Raw genomic sequence first — 25602 nt, 5'->3', positions numbered from 1 at the left:
TCATCGGAGCCTGACGCGTCCGGCCGCTGACGCCTCCGGCGCCTCACGCGTCCCGGCGGCGCAGCGTGGCCCGGCCCAGCAGCAGCGCCGCGCCGGCCCAGGCGGCCAGCAGCAGCAACCCGACCGGAGCCGGGTACGGGCCGGTGTCCCCGGCCATGAAGTGCCCGCCGGCGACCCCGGGGAAGGCGTCGGCGATCCGGTTGAGCACGGCGATGTCCGGCTCCTGCAACGACAGCGGGACGATCATCAGCGTGGCGACGAGCACGACGAGGGCGAGCACCGCGCTGCGCAGGGCCGCGCCGAGCCCGAGGGCCAGCACGCCGACCAGCGCCAGGTAGGTCGCCACCGCGAGCACGTCGCCGACGGTGCCGCCCGCCGGCGCGGCGCCCCAGCGGCCGAGCACCGGGCGGGCCACGAGCGCGCCGACCGTGCCCAGCAGCAGCCCGAGGGCGAACGTGACCGCCCCGGTCACCGCCGCCTTGGCCAGCAGGACCCGGCCGCGCGACGGCGTGCACTGCAGGGTCGTACGGATGGTGCCGCTGGTGAACTCGCTCGTGATCACGAGCAGGCCCAGGGCCAGCACGGCGTACTGGGTCAGCTCGACCGAGCCGATCACGACGCTGCCGACGGTGACGATCCCGGCGTCGTCGGCCGGATCGTCGTTGGTGTTCGCGTTGGCGGCGTAGATGGCGAGCTGACCGGCGGTGGCGGCCATCAGCAGCACCCCGGCCAGCAGCGACCACCAGGTGGAACGTACGGACCACAGCTTGGTCCACTCGGCGGAGATCGTGTTCATCGTGCCTCGCTCCGGGTCGGGGTGCCGGCGTACTCGACGCTGTCGGCGGTGAGTTCCATGAAGGCCTGTTCCAGGGACGCCCCGTGCGGGCTGAGCCCGTGCAGCGGCACCCCCAGCTCGTACGCCAGATCGCCGATCCGCTCGACGGTGGCGCCGGTGACGGTCAGCTCGTCCGGTCCGGCGGCCTCGACGGCGGCCCCGGTCGCGGTGAGCCGCTCGGCGAGCGCCGCGAGGCCGGCCGGCTGCGGGCTGCGTACGCGTACCGCCACCGCGCTGCCGGCGATGACCTCGTCGATCGGGGCGTCGGCGAGCAGGCGACCCCGGCCGATCACCACCAGCCGGTCGGCGGTGAGCTGCATCTCCGTCATCAGGTGACTGGAGACGAAGACCGTCCGGCCCTCGTCGGCCAGGGACCGCATCAGCTGCCGTACCCAGCGCACGCCGTCCGGGTCGAGGCCGTTGACCGGTTCGTCGAACATCAGCACCGGCGGGTCGCCGAGCAGCGCACCGGCGATGCCGAGCCGCTGGCCCATGCCGAGGGAGAGGGTGCGGCCCGGCTTGGCGGCGGCGCGGGCGTCCAGCCCCACGGTGGCGAGCACCTCGTCCACGCGACGGTCCGGTATCCCGTTGCTGCGGGCCATCGCGAGCAGGTGTGCCCGGCCCGACCGGGCGGGGTGCACCGCCCGTGCGTCGAGCAGCGCGCCGACCTCGTGCAGCGGCCGCCGCAGCTCCCCGTACGCCCGCCCGCCCACCAGCGCCTGCCCGGCGGTGGGCCGGTCCAGCCCCAGGATCATCCGCATGGTGGTGGACTTGCCCGCGCCGTTCGGGCCGAGGAAGCCGGTGACCCGCCCGGGTCCGATGTCGACGGTCAGGGCGTCGACGGCGGTCACGTCCCCGAACCGCTTCGTCAACCCACGTAATGTGATCATGCGTTGACGCTAGGTCCGACGCCCCCGCGCCGGCCGCCCCCGAACGGCACCACCCACCCCCGACTTTCGTCGACCCCGCCCCACCCACCCCGTCCGACCACCCACCCACCCCCGTCCGGCCCTCCGCCGCCTGACCTGCTCACCCGGTCGCCAACCCACCCCCGCACGCCCAGCCCCACCAGTGGTGATCAGGACGCCATGGACCTGAAGAACGCCGGGAAAGGTCCTTGGCGTCCTGATCACCGAGCGCTCGTGTCAGTGGGTGGCAGGGTTTGCGGCACTGGCGTGGGTGGTGGGTCGCGCCTGGGCGTTCTGGTCGGCGCAGGACAACGGCGGTACGGCGTGGGTGTGCCGGCTCAGTGGCGGCGGACGACGAAGGCGTCGGGCATGCGGAAGGTCAGGTTGTCCGGGCACCACGGCTCGCGGACGACGGTGACCCCGTCCAGCAGCGCGGCGGTCTCGGCGACCACCACGGCCGCCTCCATCCGGGCCAACTGGTCGCCGACGCAGCGGTGCGCGCCCGCCCCGAAGGCCAGGTGCCGGCGGGAGCCGCGCTGCCCGGGCCGGAACTCGTCCGGCGCCTCGACGATGGCCGGGTCCCGGCCGGCGCGGGCCAGCCAGAGCACGATGCTGCTGCCCGCCGGCACGGCTGTCGCGCCCAGCGTGGTGTCGAGCGCCGCCACCCGCCGCCACGTCACGATCGGCGGCTCCAGCCGCAGTCCCTCCTCGACGACGTCGGCGACCGCGACGGTGCCGTCGCGCAGCCCGGCCAGTACGGCCGGCTCGCCGGCCAGCCGGCGCAGCAGCAGGGTGAGGAACTGCGAGGTGGTCTCCTGGCCGGCCACCAGCAGGAAGAACAGCGCGCCGACCACCACGTCGGGCGGGTGCCCGGCGGCCCTCAGCGAGCCAGCCAGCCCACCCCCGGTCGCGGCGAACTCCCGCAGTACCCGGTGGAAGCGGCCCACTTCGGCGGCGAGGGCCTGCTGCCGTTCGGCGTCCAGCGGCGCCCAGAACAGCTCCAGCGCGGCGCGGGCGAACTCCTTCACCGCGCCGACCGGCGCGTCCGGCAGCTCGACCAGCCGGGCCAGCACCAGCAGCGGCAGGTCGGCGGCGAGTTCGGCGTGCAGGTCCACCGGCGTGCCGGCGTCCAGGGCGGCGCCGATCCTCGCGACGCGCTCCCGCACCAGCCCGGTCAGCCAGGGCCGCTGCGCCGCGACCCGGCCCGGGTGCAGGGCGTCGGCGACGATCGCCCGGATCGCCGGGTGGCTGGCGCCACCGTTGTTCGCCAGGGTCGGCGGCAGCCGGAACCGGTGCCCGGCCAGCACCCGCAGCGCGGCGACCGGGACGGGGGTCACCGCGTCGAGCGCGTTGTCCGGCCGGTACGTCGCCGGATCGGTGAGCACCTGGCGGACCAGGGCGTGCCGGGTCACCACCAGGTGCGTGACCCCCACGTGGTCGGCCACCCGGGCCACGTCCGGCCAGTGCGCGTCGGCGGTCTGCGCCCAGCTCCGGAACAGCACGCCGACACGCTAGCCGCCCGACCCCGGCAGCCCCGCCCGCAACTGCCACACCGTGGTGCGCTTCACCCGTACGCTCTCCAGCGTCTCGGGTACCGGCACGTCGTAGACGGCCAGCTCGTCGAAGCGGTCGTGCGGCAGGAAGGCGCGGCCGGGATCGCCGACCAGCACCCGGGCCCCGGCGCGGGCGGCCCGGAGCAGGAAACGCAGTACCCGGTTGGCCATCGCCTGGCTGTAGAAGACGTCCCCGGCGAGCACCACCTCGGCCCCGCCTGCGTCGCCGTCGAGGATGTCGCCGAGTTCGGCGTCGACGCGTACCCCGTTGGCCTCGGCATTGACCGCGACGGCCGCGACGGCCAGCTCGTCGATCTCCACGGCGCGCACGGCGGCGGCGCCGGCCCGTGCGGCGGCGATGGCGACCAGGCCGGAGCCCGCGGCGAGGTCGAGCACCCGGCGGCCGGCGACCAGCTCCGGGTGATCGGTGACGTACCGGGCCAACGCCTGCCCGCCGGCCCAGGCGAAGGCCCAGAACGGCGGCGGCTGCGAACTGCGGAACTCGCCCTCCGTCAACTCCCACAGCCCGATGGCGTCGTCCGCCTGGTGCAGCCGCACCTCGGGGACGAAGGCGACGGGGGTGAGGCTGGCGTGCAGCCGGACGAAGGCGGTGGAGAGCTCGGACACGCCGGCGATTGTCCCCCCTCACCCGCACCGGCCGACCGCCGCCACCCCGGCCGGTCCCCGCGACCCGGCCGCCGTCCCCATCACCGCCGGTCCCCGCGAACCCGGCCGTCGACCCGCCGGCGTCGGACGATCGGCGTGTCGCGGGGGAGGGGTGACCGGTTCACCACCGTCGGTGAAAGTGGGCCCCGTGGTTGGCGACCGGTGCGAACACGCCCGTCTACCGGCCGGCCGGCGGCGCTGGCAGCGTTGCGGGGTGGCGGCGACGGACGGGAGGTGGCGGGGTGGCGACGGTGTGGCGGTACGCGCTACGGGCCGGGGTGGTGCTCGCCTGCCTGGCCGGGGCGGGCCTGCCCGCGCCCGCGCAGGCGGCCTTCACCACCGAGCTGAGCGGCCTGCCGGACGAGTTCACCGCCGGGGACCGGGTGCGGACCGTCTCCGCCGTGGTCTCCCGCGACGAGGGCGGCTGCGTCAAGGTCCGCTGGTCGATGGTGCTGCGGGTGCGCGGGCTCCGGCTCGACCAGGTCAGGATGGACCGGATCGAGGAGGCCGGCTCGTTCCCGCTGGACGTCCGCGCCGAGGGCGACGTGGCCCGGCTGACCGACCGCCGGCTCGACCCGGGCACGCTCTGCCCGGGGCGGACGGTCACCGCCCGCTACCGGGTGGCCTTCGCGGGGGACGTCACCCGGGGGCGGATCACCCTGGCGGCCGAGGCGTACGACGCGAGCCTGCGGCTGCTGTCGCGGCAGACGGCCACGCGGTCGGTCGTCGGACCGGACGCCCGGACGGCCCCGACGGGGGAGCCGGCGCCCGGCGACACCCCGCCCGAGCCGACCCCACCGGCGGCGGAGGAGACCGGGGCGACGGAGACCGGGGCGACGGAGCGCGGAGCGGAGCCCGCCACCGACGAGCCCGCGTCCGAAGGGCCACCCCCGGCCGGCGCGGGGCGGCCGGTGGCGGAATCCGGCGGTTTCGGGGTGGTGCAGGCCGCGTTCCTGCTGGGTGGGCTGCTGCTCTCGCTCGGCCTCGGCCTGCTGCTGCGGCTGCGCCACCTGACCCGGGCCGCCGGCGCGGGCGACGCCGACGCCGGGCCGGACCGACGCCGGGAACGACCCGTCGCGTCCGGACGGTGGCGGGCGGCGCGCCGCTGACAGGCGGTTACCGGGACGGCTGTCCGACGGCCACCGGGACGGCTGCCCGGCGGCGGTCCAGCGGGGCCACGGGACGCGTGCCCGACGCTGGGCCGCCCGCACCGGCCCCGGCGGGACCGCCCTCGACCTCACCCTGGCCCGGATCGACGGCGCGCGGTGGTCCATCGGGGCCGGCCGGTACGCCGACCGGCCCCGACGGGCGGTCACTTCGAGAACGCCTGGAACTCCGCGATGCGCACCTGCGTACGCGCCGGGCTGGCCGTCGCGCAGTCGGTGGTGGTCGCCGGGTCGTCGTCCTGCTCACCGGCGTAGGCGGGGCCGCCGGTGCACTGGCTGGCGAGCACCTCCAACCGCAGGTGCGTGGCCAGCGTGGTCGGCACCAGGAATTCGCGCAGGTTGATGTCGGGCACGTACGCCCGGTACGCCCCGCCCGGGAACGCGTCGGGTGCGCTGGTGTGGATCCGCCGCCAGTTGGCCGCGTCCGCGCAGTCGGTCGTCTTCGCGTTGCACGCCGACACCGCGAACGAGCGCAGCGCGCTGAGCGCGTTCTGGCTGCCCGGGTCGGCGTCGCCGGCGATCGCCGGGCGCAGCATGGCGCTGACGTTCACCCGCTTGACGACCTGCGGCGCGTCCCCGGGCAGCGCCACGGTGACCTGCCGGCCGGCCACGCCGTCGAGGGAGGCCCAGTTGGTGGCCTCGGTGTCGTCGGCGATGCGGTCGAGGTTGACCCCGTCACCGGTGACGGTCGCGCCGGACGCCGTGGACGCCAGGTTCCGGCTCATCCGCAGGTCGACGTACCCCTGCTTGCCGGCCTTGGCGACGACGGTCAGCCGCTGGTGGCCGAAGCCGGGCGCCACGGCGAGCAACTGGTACGTGCCGGGCACCAGCTCGACGGTGTCCGGCAGCGCGGTGGCCGGGTCGGTGTCGGCCACCGGCACCGCCCGCGCCTCGTACGCCCCGACGTACACCCGGATCGGCGCCTGCGCGCTGTCGCCCTTCGGGCGGAGGGTGAGCACGGCGTTGTCGGCGCCGGGGGCGGCGAAGCTCGGCGTCGGGTCGGTGTCGGCGGCGCCGTTGGTGGCGGCGTCGCGGCCCATCCCGGAGCGGGCGAACTCGGCCCAGAGCAGGTCCTGGTTGGCGCCGCCGAAGCGCAGCAGGTCGGCGGTGAGCATGTTGTCCCGCATGTCGAGCATGCTCACCTGGCTGGCGGCCTGGAGCAGGAACGAGTCGAAGACCAGCTGCGACCAGCGCCGGTTGCCCGGGCACTGCTCCACCGCCACCGTGCCGCGCGCGCAGTCGAGCTGCCGTTGCGGGGTGCCGGCGCCGTAGCGCTTCATCAGCGCGGCGCGCACCCGGAAGTTGGTGGCGCTCCAGATCTCGCCGTCGGCGTGCACGGCGGGACCGCCGGTGTTGTAGCCGACGTCGGAGTAGTTCAGCGGGCTGCGGCTGAAGTCGTGGTTGCGGATGCCGCTGACCAGGTTGCCGGTGACGTAGCCGCCGGTGACGTAGGGCGTCTCGCCGGGGGCGCGCAGCCCGTGCTGGAACAGGTACTCGGCGGCGAGCAGGTCGCTCCACGACTCGCCCATCGAGCCGCCCTGGTGCCCGCTGATGCCGCTGTCCGGGCCGGCGATCATGCGGTTGGTGATGGCGTGGGTGTACTCGTGCCCGATCACCGTCATGTCGTAGTCGCCGTCGACGCAGGGCGGGTACGGCCCGCCGGCCTGCGGCTGCCACAGGTACATGTTGGTGGTCGGCGGCAGGCCGTCGCGCGGCGTGCCCTGGTTGGCGTTGTTCCGGTTGCCGCTGAGCGCGCCCTGCTGGGCGCGGCCCTGCTCGGCGTCGCCGCCCCGCCCCTCCGGCGTCAGGTTCACCGCCTGGAGGTTCCAGGTCGCCTCGGTGAAGCCGAGGTGCCAGGCCCAGTCGTGCATCCGGTTGTGCATGGCGAACAGGTTGGCGATCGCGGCGTCGCCGTCGTTGCGCTGCGCCGAGGTGAAGACCTCGGGGTTGCAGCGGGCCTGGTGCCACTGGTCGGTGAACGGGTACTCGTAGCGGCGCTCCGGGCTGGGCGTGGCCGGTACGGCCGGCGTGCCGCCGCCCCAGGAGAGCACGGTGTTGGCGGAGTTGCCGCGGGCGGTGCCGGTCGGCGTGCCGGTGGCCGCGTCGACGTCCCACGGCTGACCGGTGGCCGGGTCGCGGAAGGCCGCCTCGCAGTTCGGCGCGGGGTCGCCGCACCAGCGCACCCGCGGGTCCTGCCCGGGGCCGAGGTCGCGCGGCGGGGTGGCCGGGAAGACCGCCCAGCTGGGGTTGTCCGAGTCGAAGTCGACGAGGTCCTCGCGGACGAGCACCTGCCCGGTGATCCCGTCGACGTAGGTGGTGAACGCCGCCGGGTGGTCGGCGTCGGCGCCGATCAGGGTCACCTCGTAGGCGGCCCGGGGGCCGTCGAGCGGGGTGGGCACGGCGACGGCCCGGACGCTGTGGCTGCGTACCGCCTCGGCGCTCAGGCCGGCGTCGGCGCGCGCGGCGGCGTACGCCTGCTCGTCCGTGAGGGTGGCCGGCGCCGGCGCGGCGGTGTCCCGGGACAGCGAGGAGTTGACCGCGAGGACCTTGCCGCCGGCGACCGCGACGGTGACCAGGCCGTCGTGCCCGGCCGGCAGGTCGCCGAAGCGCTGCCGGAGGGTGACGACCGCGCCGGCGCCGATCGGGCGGACCAGCACCCGGTCCATCGCGTCGACCGCCGTGGCGTCCAGGCCGAAGAGGTCGTGGTGGCCGGTGAGGTACGCGCGGGCGGCCGCCTCCGGCTCGGCGGGGAGGCCGGTGGCGAGGGGCGCGCTGCCGGGGCCGAGCGCGTGCGGGGTGCCGAGCCGGTTCCAGCGGGCGTCCGGGTCGGCCTTGCGCGCCAGGCCCCGCTGCCGCGCGTCGGGGGCGGCGGTGCCGGGGCGGTTGTCGACGTCGGCGTGCTGGTGCTGCCCCTCGGCGAACGGGCCGGAGCGCCGCTCGGCGGAGGCGCCACCGGTCGGGGCGGCTGCGGTGGGGCCGGTGGGCAGCAGCGCGGCCGCCACCGCGGTCGCCGCCAGGACGGGAATGAGCCGGCGTCGGCGCCGGCTCATCCAGGGTGTCCACTCCGGTTGTGCCACGGGACCTCCTCGTGGGAGCGGGGTGCCGGCTCTCCGCCGGCCCGCGCAGCGCGGTTACGCATGCGCATCTGTGGATATCAGCCTGCCTGGTCGGGAACAAGGGGCGCGCCTACTCAAGGCGGCCCCGCGGCCCGTGCGGGCGCCGCGCCGCGGGACCGCCCCCCCCCCCCCCCGCGTCGTTTTTGACAAAAACAGTCCCTTGTACACGGACGTGGCGGCTGTCACAGTCGAGGGAGGACCGCGACAGATTCGGAGGCGGCCATGGCCCTCGACCCCGCAGCGACAGCCTCCGCCGCCGGCTGGCGGGACGCCCGCCGGCCGTTCTGGCCGCTGGCGTTGCTCGTCCCCTCGCTGCCGTTCGTCGGCTGGGCGACCTGGCGGGCCACCGGCGACGCGTGGGCCTGGTGGCTCACCCCGGCGGCCGTGTTCGTCCTGATCCCGGTGGTCGACCTGCTGGTGGGCGAGGACCGACGCAACCCGCCCGACGAGGCGGTGCCCCGGTTGGCCGCCGACGGCTACTACCGCTGGCTGACCTACCTCTACCTGCCCGCCCAGTACGCGGCCCTCGTGCTGTGCTGCGCGGTCTGGGCCCGGGGCGGCCTGACGGTGGCCGGTGCGGCCGGCCTGGTCGCCACGATCGGGGTGGTCGACGGCATCGCCATCAACACCGCCCACGAGCTGGGCCACAAGCGGGAGGCGGTGGAGCGCTGGCTGTCCAAGGTGGCCCTCGCGCCGGCCGCGTACGGGCACTTCCACGTCGAGCACAACCGGGGCCACCACACCCGCGTCGCCACGCCCGAGGACCCGGCCAGCGCCCGGCTGGGGGAGAGCTTCTGGGCGTTCTGGCCGCGTACCGTCTCAGGCAGCCTGCGCTCGGCGTGGCGGCTGGAGGCGGCCCGGTTCCGCCTGCGGGGCCGCAGCCCGTGGACGTGGCGCAACGACGTGCTCAACGCGTTCGCCATGACCCTCGCGCTCTACGCGGCGCTGGCCGTCGCCTTCGGCCCGGGCGTGCTGCCGTTCCTGGTGCTCCAGGCGGTGGTCGGGTTCTCCCTGCTCGAGGTGGTCAACTACCTGGAGCACTACGGGTTGGCCCGGCAGCGCACCCCCGCCGGACGCTACGAGAAGGTCGACCCCCGGCACAGCTGGAACAGCGACCGCAGCGTGACCAACATCTTCCTCTTCCAGCTCCAGCGCCACAGCGACCACCACGCCAACCCGCTGCGCCGCTACCAGACCCTGCGCACCTTCGAGTCGTCCCCGCAGCTGCCCGCCGGCTACGCCACGATGGTGGTGGCCGCGTTGGTGCCGCCGGTGTGGCGGCGGCTGATGGACCACCGCGTGCTCGCCCACTACGGCGGCGACCTGAGCCTCGCCAACGTCCACCCGCCGGCGCTGCGCCGACTGCGGGAGCGCCGCCGGGGCCCGGGGGTCGACTGACGCGGATCCGCGTCGCGGCGGCTGGCCGTCGGAGGGATCCTCAGGGCGTCCAGTCGGGGTCGCGGCCGAAGGCGGCCACGAGGCGGTCCTGCTGGTCCGCCCGCGCCGGCATGTCGACCTCCGGGCGGACGAGCCGGCCCCGCTGGTAGTCGCCGATCCGCTGGTCGAACCACCGCGCGCAGGCGGCGACCGCGTCGGCGTCCAGCCGGGGGTCCGCGCCGATCGCCACGGCGAGGTCCCAGCCGTGGATCAGGTGTTCCGCGATCAACTGGTGCAGGTACTCGTCGGCGGGGGTCTCGCCGGAGGAGAGCGCCACCGTGCGCTCCAGCGCCCCCGGATGGGTGAAGGCCAGCTCGGCCTGCCCCGCCGCCTCCCGGGCCGTGCCGGCCGGGTCGGGGCCGAGCACGTCGCCGTCGTAGCGGTCGCCCACCTCTTCGATCGTCCGCCCCGCGAGCAGCGCCACGCTCCAGCGGTCCTCGCCCACCACGTGGTTGACCAGCGTCCGGACGTCCCAGTCGGGGCACGGGGTGGGATCCGACCACTGGTCGGGGCCGACCCGGTCCACCCGGTCGGTGAACTCGGCCAGGCTGCGGCGGTACGTCTCCAGCGGCTCCATGCCGACGATTGTTCCGGCTGCCCCCGGCAGCCGAGCGGTTTTGCCGGCTTCGCAGCCGCTCCGGCCGCCGCCCGTGCCCGGTCAGTCCAGCTGTGCCGGGTCCAGCCCCAGCTCGCGGGCGGTGAGCAGGCGTACCCACTCGGCGAACTGCCGACGGGAGATCACCCGCTCGTGCACCGCGAGCTGCACCGCCAGCCCGTCGACCACCGCGCTGATCCGCCACGCCGCCCCGGCCGGATCGGCGCACTCGAAGGTGCCGTCGCGGACCCCGTCCGCGATGACCGTGGCCAGGTCCTCCCGCCAGCGCAGGTCGAGCCGGCGGGAGACCTTCTCCAACTCGGGGGTACGCAGCGACTCCGCCCAGCCGTCGATCCACATGGCCCAGGACGTCGCCCGGCCCGCCGGCGTGTAGAGCCGCACGATCCGGCGGAGCTTGGTCAGGGGCGGGGCGCTCGAGCGCATCACCGCGTCGAGCCGGGCCAGGTCCTGCTCCACCGCGTACGCGAACGCCTGCGCGAGCAGCCGGTCCTTGGTGGCGAAGTGGTAGAAGACCAGAGCCTGACTCACCCCGGCGGCCTGCGCCACGTCGGCCGTGCGGGTGTTGGCCAGACCGCGCTCCACGATCACGTCACAGGCCGTGCGCAGCAGGGCATCCAGGCGGATCTCGGCCGCACGTCTCGTCACGCCGTTACCGTAGCCCATCCGGCTGAACACGAGCAGTTACGGATCACGGTCCAGTTGCCTCGATACAGTCGGAAGCCGGACAGTTTCGGGCCCTCACCGGCCGCGAGGCGGGCCCGAGGATTGCGACCCATCCTCCTAGGAAGGCTAGGGCGCGAGGCGGGCCTCACCCCGACCCGCACACCGGCGTCGGAGCCGATCACGTCGTGGTCGAGCCGGCCCGACTCCCGCCGGACGCGCCGGGAGTCACCCCGATTTGGCAACCGCTCGCCGGCTCGGCTAAAGTTCTCACCCGTCACCGGTTAACGCCGGAGACAAGCGGACGTAGCGCAGCTGGTAGCGCATCACCTTGCCAAGGTGAGGGTCGCGGGTTCGAATCCCGTCGTCCGCTCGGAGCTGCCGCCACGCATGACGGGGGCAACCTCGGTGGGGTGGCCGAGAGGCGAGGCAACGGCCTGCAAAGCCGTGTACGCGGGTTCAAATCCCGTCCCCACCTCGGTAACAAGCGAGGGCGATTGGCGCAGTGGGAGCGCGCTTCCTTGACACGGAAGAGGTCACTGGTTCAAACCCAGTATCGCCCACCAGCACGAAGGCCCGTCACCATCCGGTGACGGGCCTTCGTCGTCTGCTCGCCCGGTAACCGAGGGGCTCGCTCGGGACGGTCGCCGGGCCCACGGCCCGCCCCCGGGAGGCCTCGCGGGCGGCGCACCACCGCCGACATCGACCAGCGCGACGGCGCGACCCGGCCGGCGACGTCGTGCCGGTCGTACGGGCTGCGCGGACGCGACGTGCCGGCCACCCCGGCAGGGTGACCGGCACGTCCACGGTGTGCCGCGCGACCGTTCAGCTCCGGCGGCCGCGTGGAGCCGCGTCAGAGCGGCGGGGCGACGTCCCGACGCTCCTCGACCCGCCGGTACTCGACCGGCTCGGCCGTGCTGACCACCCTGCGGCGGCGCCCCCAGATGAGCGTGGTCATGATGAGGCCGAGCACGCCGGCGGCCATCAGGATCCACCCGACGACGTCGAGGTTGAGGCCGCCGAGGCTCGCGTCGAGCGCGAAGGTGAGGATCGCGCCGAGCGCGATCAGGAAGATGCTGGTGCCGATACCCACGACAGCCTCCTTCGTCAGGGATGTGGTGTGCTGTCGATGGACCTCAGTACCCGAAGCGTGAGCAGCGCAATCCTCGCCCCGTCGGGCTCCCGGCGGGGCGGCGTGTGAGGCGATCTTGCCGTCGGGTAGAGTTTCCCTCGTCGCCGACGAACACCGGCGGCACGCGGACGTAGCGCAGCTGGTAGCGCATCACCTTGCCAAGGTGAGGGTCGCGGGTTCGAATCCCGTCGTCCGCTCGCGATCCGCCCCACGTGCTCCGGTCCGCCGGAGCGGGCGGTCACCCCGGGCGATTGGCGCAGTGGGAGCGCGCTTCCTTGACACGGAAGAGGTCACTGGTTCAAACCCAGTATCGCCCACCATCCGCCTGCCGACCCGTCCCGTGCTCGCAGCGAGCGGGAACACCGCCGCGAGCGGACCGCCCTGACGGTCCCACCACGCGTACGCCCTGAGCCCGTCGGGTTCTGCCGAGGGCAGATCCGCCGACGGTGAACACGGGACCGCGTCGCCGCCGGCAGCCGGCACAGTGGAGCGCATGAGGCTGCTGGTGCTGGGTGGAACGGGATTCGTGGGCGGCGCGACGGTCGCCGAGGCGGTGCGCCGGGGCTGGTCGGTGACGGCGTTCAACCGCGGGCTGCACGGCGCGACCCCGCAGGGCGTACGCCGGTTGCGGGGTGACCGGAGCGCGCCCGACGGCCTGGCGGCGCTTGCGGACGGCGAGTGGGACCTGGTGGTCGACACCTGGGACGGCGCGCCCCGCGCGGCCCGGGACGCCGCCCGCGCGCTGGCCGACCGGGTCGACCGGTACGTCTACGTCTCCAGCGGCTCGGTCTACGCCGAGCCCGTCGCCCCCGGCGTGGGCGAGGACGCCCCGCTGGTGGACGCGGAGCCGGACGCCGACGACGGCGACTACCCGACCAACAAGGCCGGCGCCGAGCGGGCCGTACGGGAGACGCTCGGCGAGCGTGCACTGATCGCCCGGGCGGGGCTGATCCTCGGGCCGGGGGAGGACATCGGCCGGCTGCCCTGGTGGCTGACGCGCGTTGCGCGGGGCGGGGACGTGCTGGCGCCCGGCCCGGTCGACCTGCCGGTGCAGTACGTCGACGTGCGTGACCTCGCGGGTTGGCTGCTGGACCGGGGCGCGGCGGGCACGGGCGGAACGTTCAACGTGGTCAGCCGCCCCGGGCACGCGACGATGGGGGAGTTGCTCGACGCCTGCGTCACGGTCACCGGCGCCGACGCCCGGCTGCGCTGGACCGATCCGGAGCCGATCCTGGCCGCCGGTGTCGTGCCGTGGAACGACCTGCCGATCTGGATCCCGGTCGGGCACGAGTACCGCTGGTTGCAGGAGCGCGGCGTCGAGCGGGCGTACGCGGCCGGGTTGACCTGCCGTCCGGTGACCGAGACGGTCGCCGACACCTGGGCGTGGCTGCGGGAGGTCGGCACCGTCCCGCCCCGGGCGGGCCGACCGCAGCGCGCCCCCGTCGGCCTGGACCCCGACCGGGAGGCGGCGCTGCTCTCCGCCACGGACGCGACGCGCGCCTGAGCGGGCCGACGCGCTGCGCGCGCTGACCGGGTGACGCGGCGCCGCCGGCCCGCTGCCGGTCAGGACCGGACGACCGCCAGATCGAGCACCTCGTCCACCTCGCGGCGCGGGGTCGGCCAGCCCGGCTGGCCGTAGCCGACGCGCATCACCATCTGCGGCGTACCGAACCGTCCCAGCGACAGCCGCAGCTGCTCGCGCGCCGACGGCACCTCGATCGGCTGGGACAGCATCGACACCGACAGCCCCGAGTCCGTCGCGGTCAGCAGCACCCGCTGCAACGCCTGCCCGGCGACGACCTGGTCGACGGCCGTGTTGCCCGGCGAGCCGAGCACCGCGACCAGCGGCTCCGGCTCGAAGTCCCGCCCCGGTGCCCGGTTGAGCCCGCCGAAGCCCCGGGAGGGCAGCAGGTCCTGCGGCTCGCCCTGCGGGCCGCCGGAAGCGGCCGGGATGCCGTCCGGGGCGGGCGTGGCGCGTACCCACTCCTGGCGTTCGGCCCGGTATTCGGGGCTGCGCTCCAGCACCCGGTGGGCGCTGCGGGCGATCTCGGCGAACGCGTTCACGGCGCTCACGCCGACCAGCAGCTCCAGCCAGCACTGCTCGGCGCGGGCCGCCTCGGCGAGGCGCCAGCGGGCGTCGGCGGGCACCGGGTCGGGCCAGAACGGCGCACGGTTGCTGAACCGGCGGGGGATGGCCGCGTGCAGGGCCTGCTCGGCGGGGGTGGGGCGGCGCGGCACGTCCGGGACCAGCCGGGCCACCACGTCCGGCTCGGCCGGGTAGGGGCGCAGCCGCACCTTCGCCGGGGTGCCGGCCGCGGCCAGGGAGAGCCGCAGGTTGAACAGGGCCGCCCCGCAGGCGATGCGGACGCCCCAGCCGTTCGGGTCGGTGGCCGGCAGGCGCCGGGCCGGGTCGACGAGCACCTCGATGCCGCCGTCGCGCAGTCGGAACCGCCACGGCTGGGTGTTGTGCAGCGACGGCGCGCGGACGGCGTCGGTGGCGGCGGCCCGTAGCTGCTCGACGGTGAAGCCGGTGTCCATGGTCGTGCTCCTTCCGTGACAGGTCCTGCGCCGGCGGGGGTGGTACGTATCCACGGTGCGTCACGACGACGGATCCCGGGCAGGGCCGGACGTCCCGTCCCGCAGGGCGGCGCGGGTGTTGCCGGTTCGGGACCTTCGGCCCGTGCGGAAAGCGGTGGGCGGGGGTAGAAACGAGGGATGATCCGCGTGTTCCTGCTCGACGACCATGAGGTCGTCCGTCGTGGCCTTGCCGACCTGCTGGAGAGCAGCGGGGACATCGAGGTGGTCGGCGAGTCCGGCCTCGCCCAGGAGGCGGCCCGGCGTATCCCGGCCCTGCGGCCGGACGTGGCGATCCTCGACGCGCGGCTGCCCGACGGCAACGGCATCGACGTGTGCCGGGACGTGCGGGCCGTGGACTCCTCGATCAAGGGTCTGATCCTGACCTCGTACGAGGACGACGAGGCGCTCTTCGCCGCGATCATGGCCGGCGCGTCGGGCTACGTGCTGAAGCAGATCCGCGGCACCGACCTGGTCGACGCGGTGCGCCGGGTCGCGGCCGGGCAGTCGCTGCTCGACCCGGCGATCACCACCCGGGTGCTGGAGCGCATCCGCAGCGGCGTCGAGCAGCCCCGCGAGCTGAAGTCGCTCACCGAGCAGGAGCGGCGGATCCTGGAGTACGTGGCCGAGGGCCTCACGAACCGGGAGATCGCCGGCAAGATGTTCCTGGCCGAGAAGACGGTGAAGAACTACGTGTCCAGCGTGCTGGCCAAGCTGGGCCTGGAGCGCCGCACCCAGGCGGCGGTCCTCGCCACTCGCCTGCTGGGCAAGACCCCCTGACCGACCCGCCTGTGGGGCAGGACCCCCTGACGGCCGCGGGCTCAGTCGCCTAGCGGCACCGACCAGGACACCTCGGTGCCGCGGGGCTCGGCCCGGCGTACGTGGAACTCGCCGCCGTGGCGCTCGGCGCGCTCGCGCAGGTTGACCAGGCCGCCCCGCGCGGCGGCTGGATCGCAGCCCACCCCGTCGTCGGTGACGGTCACGGTCACCCGGCCGGCGTCGACCCGTACCGCCACCACCACGCGGTCGGCCCGCGCGTGCCGTACGGCGTTGGAGAGCGCCTCCCGCAGCACGGCGGTGAGGTCGGGGCGGACAGCGTCGGGCACGGCGCTGTCGATCGGCCCGCTCAGCTCCAGGCGGGGACGGTGACCGAGCGACTCGGCGGCCACCTCGATCGCCTCGCGGATCTCGGTGCGCAGCGCCGCGCTCATCGGGGTACGCAGCTCGAAGATGGTGCGGCGGATGTCCTTGATCGTGGCGTCCAGGTCGTCGACCGCCGCGTTGATCCGCCGGGCGACCTCCGGCTTCGTCGTCATCGGGGCGGCGCTCTGCAACTGCAGGCCGGTGGCGAAGAGCCGCTGGATGACCACGTCGTGCAGGTCCCGGGCGATGCGCTCGCGGTCCTCCAGGACCACCAGCAGCTCCCGTTCCTCCTGCCCGCGGGCGCGTTCCATGGCCAGCGCGGCCTGCCCGGCGAAGCTGCCCAGCAGGGCCATGTCGTCGTCGTTGGCGACGGGCGCCCGGTCGGCCCGGTGCGCGATCACCAGCACCCCGTGCAGGGTGTCGGCGGTGGCCAGCGGCGCGACCATCGCCGGGCCGGTGCGCAGCAGCGCCGGCCAGGGCGCGGCGTGGGCCAGGTCGTCCACCCGGTCGTGCCGGCCCTCGACGACGGCGGCGGCGAAGCTCGTCTCGGCCGCCGGCAGCACCGTGCCGACGAGGGCAGCGGCCTGCTCGTCGGCGCCGTCCACCACCTCGACGGTGAACTCCTCGGCGTCGGGGTCGTAGAGCAGCACCAGCGCGACCTCGGCCTCGGCGACCTCGCGGGCGCGTCGCGCCACGAGGGTGAGGGCGTCGGTGCGGCGTACCTCGCCCAGCAGCACGGCGGTGATCTCGGCGGTCGCCGCCAGCCAGCGTTCCCGGCGGTGGGCCAGCGCGTAGAGGCGGGCGTTCTCGATCGCCACGCCGGCCGCCGCGGCGAGCGCGACGACGATCTCCTCGTCGTCCTCGGTGAACTCCGCGCCGCCCTGCTTCTCGGCCAGGTAGAGGTTGCCGAACACCTGGTCGCGGATGCGTACGGGCACGCCGAGGAAGCTGTGCATCGGCGGGTGGTGCGGCGGGAACCCGTAGGACTTCGGGTGCTGGGTGATGTCGGGCATCCGCAGCGGACGCGGATCGTCGATGAGCAGGCCCAGCACGCCCCGCCCATGGGGCAGGTCACCGATCCTGGCGTGCAGCTCCGGGCCGATGCCGTGGGTGATGAAGTCGTGCAGCAGGCGGTCGTGGCCGATCACGCCGAGCGCGCCGTAGCGGGCGCCGACCAGCTCGCAGGCCGACTGCACGATCCGTTGCAGGGTGCTGCGCAGGTCCAGGTCGGTGCCGATGCCCACCACCGCGTCGAGCAGGGCGCGCAGCCGCTCCCGGCTGGTCACCACCTCGCCGACCCGGTCCAGCATCTCCTGGAGCAGCTCGTCGAGCCGCACCCGGGACAGCGGGCTGAGCCCCAGCGAGGGGGTCACGTGCGGTTCGGGGCGGGGATTCGGGGTGCTGGCCACCGGGCGATGGTATCGCCCGGTGGCCGTGGCCCGGGCTTCGCTACGCGTCGGGGGAGCGCACCGCGGACGTGTCGACGACCTGCGCGACGTCCAGGCGCGGGGTGTGCGGCGGGCCGGCGTGCGCCGGGTCCGCGAGCCCCAACCGGATCACGAGGTACGGGTAGCCGAGGCCGGCCAGCAGCCCGCGCAGCGTCTGCCGGGTGCCCCCGACCTCCACCACCCCGCTCAGCGGCACCACGGAGACCCCGAGCCGGGTCGCGGTCAGCCAGGCGGCCGAGAGCGCCTCGCCGGCGCGCAGCCAGCTGTCCGGCTCGTCCTCGTCGCCGTAGAGCACCCCGTACACGGCCGCCCGGTCGTGCCCGGGGCCGACGGGCAGGGTGCCGGGGCGGCCGAAGTCACGGGCCGGCACGGTGGTCCGGGGCGCCTCGGCGGGCAGCACCTCCGGCGGCAGTCCGGTGCCGGTGCCGGCCCGGCTGGTCCAGTACTCCAGCTCCTCGCGCAGCTGCGAGTCCTCCGCCTCGACCGAGGCGGCGCGGCTGGCGACGGCGGCCAGCTCCAGGACGTTGTCGCGGTCGAGGAACTGCAGCTGGCAGCCCTCGGCGGCGACCGCCGACGCGATCTCGCCGAGCGCGGCGGTCGGCACGGGCTCGTCGCTGACCGGGCGCCGGTCGGTGTGCCGCACCTGCATGCACTGCACGAGGCGCATGGCCTCCGGGTTGGCCTGCGCGTGGGCCAAGCCGGTCAGCCGGGCCAGCAGGTCCCCGTCGGCCGGGTCGGGCATCCGCTCCACGACGGCGGTCCAGCCCTCCGCGGTCAGCGCGACCCGCGCGTGGTGCAGCGCCGCCCCGCAGCTGTACGCCACCAGCCGGCCCTCCGGGTCGGTGGCCGCCAGCCGGGGATCGCGGGTCGCCCGCAGCTCCAGCGCGTCCGGCAGGACGCGCCACCGCCACGGTTGGCTGTTGTGCAGCGACGGGGCGTGCCCGGCCGTCGCGGCGGCCTCCGCGAGTGCGGTGGTCAGCGGACGATCCGTCGCCGGCGTCTCGTGGCTCATGGTCACGACCTTTCCGTTTCTCCCCATCGTGCCCCAGCCCGACGGTGCCCCGGGCGGGGTTGCCGCTCCATCCTGCGCCATCGGCCGTGCCGACGCACGGTACGCAGGTCCCGGCGCCGCAGGGCATGTCGCCCCCCTCCGGTTCGCCCGGATGCCCTCCGGGGCGCGGTGGGCGCTGAGACGATCCGCAGGTGGGAACGGAGCCGCGGGAGTGCGTGCCGGAGCAGCCGGTACGGCGGGACCGGTCGCGCCTGCTGCTCTGGGCACCGCTGGCCGGGGTGACGGCGTTGGTGCTGGCCGGGGCGGCGCTGAGCCTCGCCGGGCGGCGGGACGCGGCCGAGGCGGTGTGGGCGTCCGCGACCGTGGCCGCCTTGGCGCCCGCCGCCTGGTCGGTGCTGCGTCAGTTGTGGCGCCGGCAGTTCGGGGTGGACGTGATCGCCGTGCTGGCCCTGGTCGGCGCGCTGGTCGTCCGGGAGTACCTGGCCGGGGCGGTGATCGCGGTGATGTTGGCCACCGGGCGGGCGCTGGAGACGTACGCCCAGGGGCGGGCGACCCGCGACCTGCGTGCGCTGCTCGCCCGCGCCCCCCGCACCGCCCGCCGGCGTACCCCCGGCGGGGGCGTCGAGGAGGTGCCGCTGGACCGGGTGGTGGCGGGGGACCGGCTGCTGGTCGGCCCGGGGGACGTGGTGCCGGTCGACGGGCAGGTCGACGAGCCGGTGACCCTCGACGAGTCCGTGGTGACGGGCGAGTCCCGGCTGGTGCGGCGCGCGGCGGGCGAGCAGGTCGCCAGCGGCGTGGTCAACGCCGGCGCCGGCTTTCCGATGCGCGCGACGCGCGACGCGGCGGGGAGCACCTACGCGGGGATCGTCCGGCTGGCCGAGGAGGCGACCGCCCACAAGGCGCCGATGGTCCGCCTCGCCGACCGGTACGCCGCCGCGTTCGTGCCGTTCACCCTGGTCCTGGCCGGGCTGGGCTGGCTGCTCTCCGGCGAGTTCGTCCGGGCGGTGGCCGTGCTGGTGGTCGCCACCCCGTGCCCGCTGCTGCTGGCCACCCCCATCGCCATCGTGTCGGGGCTGTCGCGTACCGCCCGACGTGGCGTGCTGGTCCGCGACGGCGGCTCGCTGGAACTGCTCGGCCGGGCCCGTACCCTGCTGGTCGACAAGACCGGCACGCTGACGGCGGGGCGCCCCCGCGCCGCCGAGGTGGTGGCCGCCCCCGACGGCGACCGCGACGACGTGCTGCGGCTGGCCGCCTCGGTGGAGCAGCTCTCCCCGCACGTGCTGGCCCGCGCGCTGGTGGCGCAGGCGCGCGAGCGGGGCCTGCCGCTGACCGAGCCGGCGGGGGTGACCGAGGAGCCGGGCCGGGGCGTACGCGGGTCGGTCGACGGGCGGCAGGTCCGGGTCGGTCAACTCGACGGCGACCTGCCCGACTGGGCGGGGCGGGCCCGGTCCCGGGCCGAGTTGGCCGGCCGCTCGGTGGTGTGGGTCAGCGGCGAGCGGGGCCCGCTCGGGGCGATCCTGCTGGAGGACCCGGTACGCCCCGACGCCCGCCGCACCGTGCGCCGGCTGCGCGAGGCGGGGCTGCGGCGCATCGTGATGGTCACCGGGGACCGGCCCGACGTCGCCGCCCAGGTCGCGCGGGTGGTCGGCGTGGACGACGTGGTGGCCCGGTGCTCGCCGCCGGAGAAGGCGACCCGCGTACGCGCCGAGGCGCGCCGGGCGGTCACCGTGATGGTCGGCGACGGGGTCAACGACGCCCCCGCCCTCGCCGAGGCACACGTGGGCGTGGCCATGGGCGCCACCGGGGCGACCGCCTCGGCCGACGTCGCCGACGCGGTGCTCACCGTCGACCGGCTCGACCGGCTCGCCGACGCGGTGGAGATCGCCCGGTACGCGCGCCGCATCGCGGTGCAGAGCGCCACCGTCGGGATGGGCCTCGCGGTGCTGGCGATGCTGGCCGCCGCGCTGGGCCGGCTGCCCCCGGTCGCCGGCGCGTTCCTCCAGGAGGGCATCGACGTGCTGGTGATCCTCAACGCGTTGCGCGCCCTCGGGGGCGGGTTGCGCCGCCGCGACGTGCCGCCGGGCACCCGCGAACTGCTCGACCGGTACGCGGCCGAACACGGCGGCGTCCGCGACGTGCTCGCCGCTCTGCGGGACACCGCCGACCTGGTCGCCACCGCACCGGACGCGCCGCAGTGCCTGCCGGCGCTGCGCGGGACGCACCGCAGGCTGACCGGGGAGGTGCTGCCGCACGAGGCGGCCGAGGAACGTCAGCTCTACCCGGCGCTGGCCGACCCGCTGGGCAGCGCCGAGGCGACCTCGACGATGAGCCGCGCCCACGTGGAGATCCGGCGACTGGTGGAGCGGCTCGGCGCCCACCTCGCGCAGGCCGGCGACGGCCCGCTGCGCCGCGACCAGCTCACCGACCTGCTCGCCACCCTCTACGGCCTGGAGGCGATCCTGCGGCTGCACCTCGCCCAGGAGGAGGAGGACTACTTCTCGCTCAGCCCCGCGGAGCCGGCCGAGACCCGGTGACCGTGCCGGAGGCCCCCCGCACGTCGGCGGGGGGCCTCCCGTTCAGCGTTCCCGGACCACCGCCACCGGGCAGTGCGCGTGCTGGATGAGCTGCTGGCTGACCGAACCGAGCAGCATCCCCTTCAGGCCGCCCCGGCCCCGGGTGCCCACCACCACCAGGCACGCGTTGCGACTGCCGTCGACCAGCAGGGACGCCGGGCGCCCCTCCGCCACCTCCACGGTGACCGGCACGTCGGGGAACGTCGCGCCCCACCGGGCCAGCGGTTCGTCCAGCTCGGCCCGGTCGGCCGCCGCGGCCTCCCGCGCCTCGGGGCCCGACGGCGGGCGCTGGCCGGTCGGCGGATGCCAGGCCCGCACCACGTGCAGGGGCACCCGCCGGGCGGCGGCCTGCTCGAAGGCGAAGCCCAGCGCCAGCAGCGAACAGTCGGAGCCGTCGACACCGACCGCCACGTGCCCGCTGCGCCCACCGGCGGCGGCCTCGCCGCGCACGACCACCACCGGGCAGTGCGCGTGGGCGGCCACGGCGACCGCGGTCGAGCCGACGAGCAGCCCGCCGAAGCCGCCGTGCCCCCGGGTGCCCAGCACCAGCAGGTCGGCCTGCGCCGAGCGTTCCTGGAGCACCAGCGCGGGCGGCCCGTCGAACACCTCGCCCGTGACGGTCAGCTCCGGGTGCGCGGCGGACGCGTCCGCCGCCGCCTTGCGGACCAGCTCCTCGACCTGCCGGCGGGCCGTCTCGTCCGGCCAGATGCCGGGGGCGACGCCGGGGCCGATCCAGCCGGCCACCGTGAGCCACTCGAAGACGTACGCCAACCGCACCGGCCGCCCGCTGCGGCCGGCCTCCTCCAACGCCCACTCCAGCGCGGCGGAGGCGTCGGCGGAGCCGTCGTAGCCGACCAGGATCTCGTTGCCGCTCATCGGGTCCACCTCTCGTTCACTGCCTCGGGGGTTCGCAGCTCGCTCACTGGGCTCGCCTTTCGTGCGCGACTGCGGGGCTCGCAAGCTCACTCCTCGCGCTCACTGGGCTCGCCTTTCGTGCGCGACTGCGGGGCTCGCAAGCTCACTCCTCGCGCTCACTGGTCACCCCGCAGCCCTGGGTCCGTCTCGCGCACCCAGCGCCACTCCGCGACCCGCGGGTCGTCCTCGCCGTGCTCGCGGGTGTGGTCCCGGCAGGACTGCCGCGCGTCGACCATCTCCTGCCGCAGGTGGGCGGCCCGGTCGGCCAGCCCCGGCACCCGGTCGATCACGTCGATGACCAGGTGGAAGCGGTCCAGGTCGTTGAGCATCACCATGTCGAACGGCGTGGTGGTGGTGCCCTCCTCCTTGTAGCCGCGCACGTGCAGGTTGGCGTGGTTGGTCCGGCGGTAGGTGAGCCGGTGGATCAGCCAGGGATAGCCGTGGTACGCGAAGATGACCTGCTTGTCGCGCGTGAAGATGGTGTCGAACTCCTTGTCCGACAGCCCGTGCGGGTGCTCCGTCGGCGGCTGGAGCCGCATCAGGTCGACCACGTTGACGACCCGCACCTTCAGCTCCGGCAGGTGCTTGTGCAGCAGGTCGGCGGCGGCCAGCGTCTCCAGGGTCGGCACGTCGCCCGCGCAGGCCAGCACCACGTCGGGCTCGCTGCCGGCGTCCGTGCTGGCCCAGTCCCAGATGCCGATGCCGCGCCGGCAGTGCTGGACGGCCTCGTCCATCGACAGCCAGTTCGGGGCGGGCTGCTTACCGGCCACCACCACGTTGATGTAGTGCCGGCTGCGCAGGCAGTGGTCCATGGTCGAGAGCAGGGTGTTGGCGTCCGGCGGCAGGTAGACGCGTACCACCTCGGCCTTCTTGTTCATCACGTGGTCGATGAAGCCCGGGTCCTGGTGGGAGAATCCGTTGTGGTCCTGCCGCCACACGTGGCTGGAGAGCAGGTAGTTCAGCGAGGCCACCGGCTTGCGCCACGGAATGCCCCGGGTCACCTTCAGCCACTTCGCGTGCTGGTTGAGCATGGAGTCGACGATGTGGATGAACGCCTCGTAGCTGGTGAAGATGCCGTGCCGGCCGGTCAGCAGGTAGCCCTCCAGCCAGCCCTGGCACAGGTGCTCGGAGAGGACCTCCATCACCCGTCCGTCGGGGGAGAGGTGGTCGTCGCCGGGCACGGTGCCGGCAACCCAGGCCCGGTCGGTGACCTCGAACGCCGCGCCGAGCCGGTTCGAGGCGACCTCGTCCGGACCGAAGAGGCGGAACGTCTCCGGGTTGGCGCTGATGACGTCGCGTACCCACGGGCCGAGGGCGCCGGTCGCCCCGGCCACGGTTTCGCCGGGCCGCTGCACGTCGACGGCGTAGTCGCGGAAGTCCGGCAGCACCAGGTCACGCAGCACCAGCCCGCCGTTGGTGACCGGGTTGGCGCTCATCCGCCGCTCGCCCCGGGGCGGCAGCTCGGCCAGCTCGGCGACCGGGGCGCCGGTGGCGTCGAAGAGCTCCTCCGGCCGGTAGCTGCGCAGCCAGCGCTCCAGCTCCGCCAGGTGCTCCGGGTTCTTGCGTACCTCGGACAGCGGCACCTGGTGCGCGCGGTAGGTGCCCTCGACCTGCTTGCCGTCGACGTCGTGCGGCCCCGTCCAGCCCTTCGGCGTACGCAGGACGATCATCGGCCAGCGGGGGCGCTCGACGGCGCCGCCCGAGCGGGCCCGCCGCTGGATGGCGGCGATCTCGTCCAGCGCCCGGTCCAGCGTGCCGGCGAGCGCCTGGTGCACCGTCGCCGGGTCGTCGCCGGCGACCACGTACGGCTCGTAGCCGAAGCCGCGCATCATGGCCAGCAGATCGTCCTCGGGGATGCGGTCCAGCACCGTCGGGTTGGCGATCTTGTAGCCGTTGAGGTGCAGGATCGGCAGCACCGCCCCGTCCCGGGCCGGGTTCAGGAAGACGTTGGAGAGCCAGCTCCCGGCCAGCGGACCGGTCTCCGCCTCCCCGTCGCCGATGACGCAGGCCACCAGCAGGTCGGGGTTGTCGAACGCCGCGCCGTAGGCGTGGCTGAGCGCGTACCCCAGCTCGCCGCCCTCGTGGATCGAACCCGGCACCTCCGCGGCCACGTGGCTGGGGATGCCGCCGGGGAACGAGAACTGGCGGAACAGCCTGGACATGCCGGCCTCGTCGCGGCCGATGTGGTGGTACACCTCGCTCCAGGTGCCCTCCAGCCAGGTGTTGGCGACGATCGCCGGGCCGCCGTGACCGGGGCCGGTGACGAACAGGGCCGACAGGTCACGGGCGACGATGACCCGGTTGAGGTGGGCGTAGAGCAGGTTCAGGCCGGGACTGGTGCCCCAGTGGCCCAGCAGGCGCGGTTTGACGTGCTCGGGGGCCAGCGGCTCGCGCAGCAGCGGGTTGCCCAGCAGATAGATCTGCCCGACGGTCAGGTAGTTCGCCGCCCGCCAGTAGGCGTCCAGCCGACGCAGCTCGTCTTCGGTCAGGGGGCCGTGCAGGTCGAGAGCGGTGTCCATACTGCATGAGCCTCTCGCGGGTAGGGGAATCCTGCATCCTCAGAGCGCGGATTCGTCCGGGCCGGCCTCAGCATCTCCGGTCGACGCCGATGTGGATCAGGGCCGTTGGTCCCGTGGGTGGCGGGCATTGCGCCCGTCCACCGGAATTCCCGTCAGCCCGCGCACCACGATCAGCGGCGCGGGGGAGTGGTAGAGCAGCGCCTGACTCACCGCCCCGAGCATGCCCCGCCACGGCTCGTCGCCCCGGGAGGCGACCAGCACCACCTGCGCCGAGCGGGACTGCTCCACCAGGACGGTGCCGGGGTCACCCCGGATCGTGTGGCACTCCGTGGCCACCGACGGGAACCGGTGCGCCGAGCGCGCCACCATCCCGACCAGTGGCCCGGCATCCTCGTCGCCGTCCTCCGGCTCGACGACGCGGACCGCCAACAGTCGCGCCTCCCGCCCGGCCGCGCACTCGAACGCCCACTCCAGCGCGGCCAGCGAGCTGTCCGAGCCGTCGACCCCGACCAGCACCGGCCCCTGAGGCGGCGGATCCCGGCGGGCCACCAGCACCGGGCAGCCGGCCCGGGCGGCGAGCTGCACCGCCGGTGCGTCGACCGACACGCACTCGCCGCTGGCCGCCATGCCGCCGTCCCCGACGGCGAGCAGGAACGCCGACTCCGACCGGCGGACCAGGGTGGGGACGAGGGCACCCTCGACGATCTCGCTGCTCACCGGCAGCGCCGGCTCGACCTCGTTGGCGATCTGCGTGGCCTGGGAGATCAGCTCCTCGGCGTCCGCGCGCGGCCCCGCGACCGACGGCGCCTCCAGCGCGGCCGCCCAGTCGAACGCGTGCAACAGGCACAGCGGACGCCCGTGCGCGGCGGCCTCCTGCGCCGCCAGTCGAACCACCGGCAGGTTGCGTTCCGTGCCGAGCCCGACCAGCACCGCCGCGTCGGTGGATGCGGCCATCCGAATCACCTCCGCAGGCGTCGCGCCCGGCCCTCCTGTCGAGGCTAGTCGCGTCCGTACGTGGGTGGGGCGGGATCGCGTGTCGTGGCCTGCCGGGTCTGCCGTTGCGGGTCCGGTCCGGGTCCGGTCCGGGTCCGGGTCCGGGTCCGGGGAGATCTTGGTAGGAACGTGCCCCTCCAGGGGCCGGTATCTACCAAGATCTGCTGCGAGTCGTCGCCGCATCCGACTGCGTGGGGTGTCCGGTGTCGTGGCGGGGCGTCCGGTGCGGTGTCGCCGGCCGGTCGTCATCGCGTCGCATCGGCGCGGATGTCCGGTTTCGGCGTGTGATCGGGGGCATCGTGGGGGCGGAATCGTGGGCGGGGCGGGGTCGTTACA

The 25602-nt window shown here is 75.1% G+C and carries 19 protein-coding genes and 5 tRNA genes; 10 read left to right on the top strand and 14 right to left on the bottom strand.

Annotated features, from left to right (window positions below; translation table 11 throughout):
* Positions 1-43: 43 nt before the first annotated feature.
* From ACTMS2_RS10020 to ACTMS2_RS10005, 4 genes are all read right to left on the bottom strand, one after another.
* Complete coding sequence (locus ACTMS2_RS10020) at positions 44-796, bottom strand: ABC transporter permease subunit (RefSeq protein ID WP_441175170.1); 753 nt, start codon at positions 794-796, stop codon at positions 44-46.
* Positions 793-1725: an ATP-binding cassette domain-containing protein gene (locus ACTMS2_RS10015; protein ID WP_441175169.1), complete on the bottom strand. Its 933-nt coding sequence runs from the start codon at positions 1723-1725 to the stop codon at positions 793-795. Before ACTMS2_RS10015 ends, ACTMS2_RS10020 begins: the two co-directional genes overlap by 4 nt.
* 356 nt (positions 1726-2081) lie before the next feature.
* Entirely contained in the window at positions 2082-3245 is a 1164-nt protein-coding gene (locus ACTMS2_RS10010; RefSeq protein ID WP_441175168.1) for a cytochrome P450, read from the bottom strand.
* Between the two features lie 9 nt (positions 3246-3254).
* Positions 3255-3923 carry a class I SAM-dependent methyltransferase gene (locus ACTMS2_RS10005; protein WP_441175167.1) on the bottom strand — a complete coding sequence of 223 codons (669 nt, stop codon included), beginning with the start codon at positions 3921-3923 and terminating at the stop codon, positions 3255-3257.
* Positions 3924-4204: 281 nt separating this feature from the next.
* Here ACTMS2_RS10005 and ACTMS2_RS10000 point away from each other — a divergent pair, with 281 nt between their 5' ends.
* The gene (locus ACTMS2_RS10000) at positions 4205-5071 is read left to right on the top strand and encodes a hypothetical protein (protein WP_441175166.1); all 867 of its coding nucleotides are present in this window, start codon (positions 4205-4207) and stop codon (positions 5069-5071) included.
* A 203-nt stretch (positions 5072-5274) separates the two neighbouring features.
* On the opposite strand, the gene ACTMS2_RS09995 is transcribed toward ACTMS2_RS10000, so the two are convergent.
* Positions 5275-8205: a M36 family metallopeptidase gene (locus tag ACTMS2_RS09995; protein ID WP_441175165.1), complete on the bottom strand. Its 2931-nt coding sequence runs from the start codon at positions 8203-8205 to the stop codon at positions 5275-5277.
* Positions 8206-8466: 261 nt separating this feature from the next.
* On the opposite strand from ACTMS2_RS09995, the gene ACTMS2_RS09990 reads away from it, so the two are divergent.
* Entirely contained in the window at positions 8467-9642 is a 1176-nt protein-coding gene (locus ACTMS2_RS09990; protein WP_441175164.1) for an alkane 1-monooxygenase, read from the top strand.
* Between the two features lie 40 nt (positions 9643-9682).
* On the opposite strand, the gene ACTMS2_RS09985 is transcribed toward ACTMS2_RS09990, so the two are convergent.
* Both ACTMS2_RS09985 and ACTMS2_RS09980 read right to left on the bottom strand, forming a co-directional pair.
* Positions 9683-10258: a TIGR03086 family metal-binding protein gene (locus tag ACTMS2_RS09985; RefSeq protein ID WP_441175163.1), complete on the bottom strand. Its 576-nt coding sequence runs from the start codon at positions 10256-10258 to the stop codon at positions 9683-9685.
* Between the two features lie 81 nt (positions 10259-10339).
* A complete protein-coding gene (locus tag ACTMS2_RS09980) occupies positions 10340-10942 on the bottom strand; it encodes a TetR/AcrR family transcriptional regulator (protein ID WP_089003611.1) in 603 nt (200 codons plus the stop codon).
* Between the two features lie 315 nt (positions 10943-11257).
* Between ACTMS2_RS09980 and ACTMS2_RS09975 the strand changes: the two genes are divergently transcribed.
* The 3 genes from ACTMS2_RS09975 to ACTMS2_RS09965 all read left to right on the top strand — a co-directional run bounded on the left by ACTMS2_RS09975 (position 11258) and on the right by ACTMS2_RS09965 (position 11523).
* Positions 11258-11330 (top strand) — tRNA-Gly (locus ACTMS2_RS09975).
* Between the two features lie 34 nt (positions 11331-11364).
* Positions 11365-11435 (top strand) — tRNA-Cys (locus ACTMS2_RS09970).
* Positions 11436-11448: 13 nt separating this feature from the next.
* Positions 11449-11523: transfer RNA gene (locus ACTMS2_RS09965), tRNA-Val, on the top strand.
* A gap of 287 nt (positions 11524-11810) precedes the next feature.
* On the opposite strand, the gene ACTMS2_RS09960 is transcribed toward ACTMS2_RS09965, so the two are convergent.
* Positions 11811-12050 carry a DUF6458 family protein gene (locus tag ACTMS2_RS09960; RefSeq protein ID WP_441175162.1) on the bottom strand — a complete coding sequence of 80 codons (240 nt, stop codon included), beginning with the start codon at positions 12048-12050 and terminating at the stop codon, positions 11811-11813.
* Between the two features lie 163 nt (positions 12051-12213).
* Here ACTMS2_RS09960 and ACTMS2_RS09955 point away from each other — a divergent pair.
* The 3 genes from ACTMS2_RS09955 (at position 12214) to ACTMS2_RS09945 (ending at position 13593) form a co-directional block, all read left to right on the top strand.
* Positions 12214-12286: transfer RNA gene (locus tag ACTMS2_RS09955), tRNA-Gly, on the top strand.
* A gap of 48 nt (positions 12287-12334) precedes the next feature.
* Positions 12335-12409, top strand: a tRNA-Val gene (locus tag ACTMS2_RS09950).
* Positions 12410-12582: 173 nt separating this feature from the next.
* On the top strand, positions 12583-13593 hold the full coding sequence (locus ACTMS2_RS09945) for an NAD-dependent epimerase/dehydratase family protein (protein WP_441175161.1): 1011 nt from the start codon (positions 12583-12585) through the stop codon (positions 13591-13593).
* Between the two features lie 59 nt (positions 13594-13652).
* Here ACTMS2_RS09945 and ACTMS2_RS09940 read toward each other — a convergent pair whose 3' ends face one another.
* A complete protein-coding gene (locus tag ACTMS2_RS09940; RefSeq protein WP_441175160.1) occupies positions 13653-14627 on the bottom strand; it encodes an Acg family FMN-binding oxidoreductase in 975 nt (324 codons plus the stop codon).
* 177 nt (positions 14628-14804) lie between these two features.
* Here ACTMS2_RS09940 and ACTMS2_RS09935 point away from each other — a divergent pair, with 177 nt between their 5' ends.
* Positions 14805-15443, top strand: a complete 639-nt coding sequence (locus tag ACTMS2_RS09935; protein ID WP_101414802.1) for a response regulator — start codon at positions 14805-14807, stop codon at positions 15441-15443.
* A 41-nt stretch (positions 15444-15484) separates the two neighbouring features.
* Here the strand turns inward: ACTMS2_RS09935 and ACTMS2_RS09930 are convergent, their stop codons facing one another.
* Positions 15485-17116 (bottom strand): GAF domain-containing protein, encoded by a 1632-nt coding sequence (locus ACTMS2_RS09930; protein WP_441175476.1) that lies wholly within the window; start codon positions 17114-17116, stop codon positions 15485-15487.
* 139 nt (positions 17117-17255) lie between these two features.
* A complete protein-coding gene (locus ACTMS2_RS09925) occupies positions 17256-18266 on the bottom strand; it encodes an Acg family FMN-binding oxidoreductase (protein ID WP_441175159.1) in 1011 nt (336 codons plus the stop codon).
* 191 nt (positions 18267-18457) lie between these two features.
* Here ACTMS2_RS09925 and ACTMS2_RS09920 point away from each other — a divergent pair, with 191 nt between their 5' ends.
* Positions 18458-20800: a heavy metal translocating P-type ATPase gene (locus ACTMS2_RS09920; RefSeq protein WP_441175158.1), complete on the top strand. Its 2343-nt coding sequence runs from the start codon at positions 18458-18460 to the stop codon at positions 20798-20800.
* A 42-nt stretch (positions 20801-20842) separates the two neighbouring features.
* On the opposite strand, the gene ACTMS2_RS09915 is transcribed toward ACTMS2_RS09920, so the two are convergent.
* The 3 genes from ACTMS2_RS09915 to ACTMS2_RS09905 form a co-directional block, all read right to left on the bottom strand.
* Complete coding sequence (locus ACTMS2_RS09915) at positions 20843-21715, bottom strand: universal stress protein (protein WP_089003609.1); 873 nt, start codon at positions 21713-21715, stop codon at positions 20843-20845.
* 155 nt (positions 21716-21870) lie between these two features.
* Entirely contained in the window at positions 21871-24273 is a 2403-nt protein-coding gene (locus ACTMS2_RS09910) for a phosphoketolase family protein (RefSeq protein WP_441175157.1), read from the bottom strand.
* A 96-nt stretch (positions 24274-24369) separates the two neighbouring features.
* Positions 24370-25227: a universal stress protein gene (locus ACTMS2_RS09905; RefSeq protein ID WP_441175156.1), complete on the bottom strand. Its 858-nt coding sequence runs from the start codon at positions 25225-25227 to the stop codon at positions 24370-24372.
* Positions 25228-25602: the final 375 nt, after the last annotated feature.

Origin of the sequence: Micromonospora sp. SD12 (assembly GCF_052068495.1) — a bacterium.
In the GTDB taxonomy this organism is placed as follows: Bacteria; Actinomycetota; Actinomycetes; order Mycobacteriales; family Micromonosporaceae; genus Micromonospora; species Micromonospora echinofusca.
The sequence above is the reverse complement of the archived record's forward strand: the minus strand, read 5'-3'. Positions and strand labels throughout refer to the sequence as shown.

Excerpts from the sequence above, each read along its gene's own strand:
- ACTMS2_RS09985 (WP_441175163.1), bottom strand. The coding sequence starts at position 10,258 with ATGGAGCCGCTGGAGACGTACCGCCGCAGCCTGGCCGAGTTCACCGAC.
- ACTMS2_RS09930 (WP_441175476.1), bottom strand. The coding sequence starts at position 17,116 with ATGCTGGACCGGGTCGGCGAGGTGGTGACCAGCCGGGAGCGGCTGCGC.
- ACTMS2_RS09945 (WP_441175161.1), top strand. The coding sequence starts at position 12,583 with ATGAGGCTGCTGGTGCTGGGTGGAACGGGATTCGTGGGCGGCGCGACG.
- ACTMS2_RS10015 (WP_441175169.1), bottom strand. The coding sequence starts at position 1,725 with ATGATCACATTACGTGGGTTGACGAAGCGGTTCGGGGACGTGACCGCC.
- ACTMS2_RS10020 (WP_441175170.1), bottom strand. The coding sequence starts at position 796 with ATGAACACGATCTCCGCCGAGTGGACCAAGCTGTGGTCCGTACGTTCC.
- ACTMS2_RS09915 (WP_089003609.1), bottom strand. The coding sequence starts at position 21,715 with ATGAGCGGCAACGAGATCCTGGTCGGCTACGACGGCTCCGCCGACGCC.
- ACTMS2_RS09940 (WP_441175160.1), bottom strand. The coding sequence starts at position 14,627 with ATGGACACCGGCTTCACCGTCGAGCAGCTACGGGCCGCCGCCACCGAC.
- ACTMS2_RS09905 (WP_441175156.1), bottom strand. The coding sequence starts at position 25,227 with ATGGCCGCATCCACCGACGCGGCGGTGCTGGTCGGGCTCGGCACGGAA.
- ACTMS2_RS09935 (WP_101414802.1), top strand. The coding sequence starts at position 14,805 with ATGATCCGCGTGTTCCTGCTCGACGACCATGAGGTCGTCCGTCGTGGC.
- ACTMS2_RS09925 (WP_441175159.1), bottom strand. The coding sequence starts at position 18,266 with ATGAGCCACGAGACGCCGGCGACGGATCGTCCGCTGACCACCGCACTC.
- ACTMS2_RS09910 (WP_441175157.1), bottom strand. The coding sequence starts at position 24,273 with ATGGACACCGCTCTCGACCTGCACGGCCCCCTGACCGAAGACGAGCTG.
- ACTMS2_RS09990 (WP_441175164.1), top strand. The coding sequence starts at position 8,467 with ATGGCCCTCGACCCCGCAGCGACAGCCTCCGCCGCCGGCTGGCGGGAC.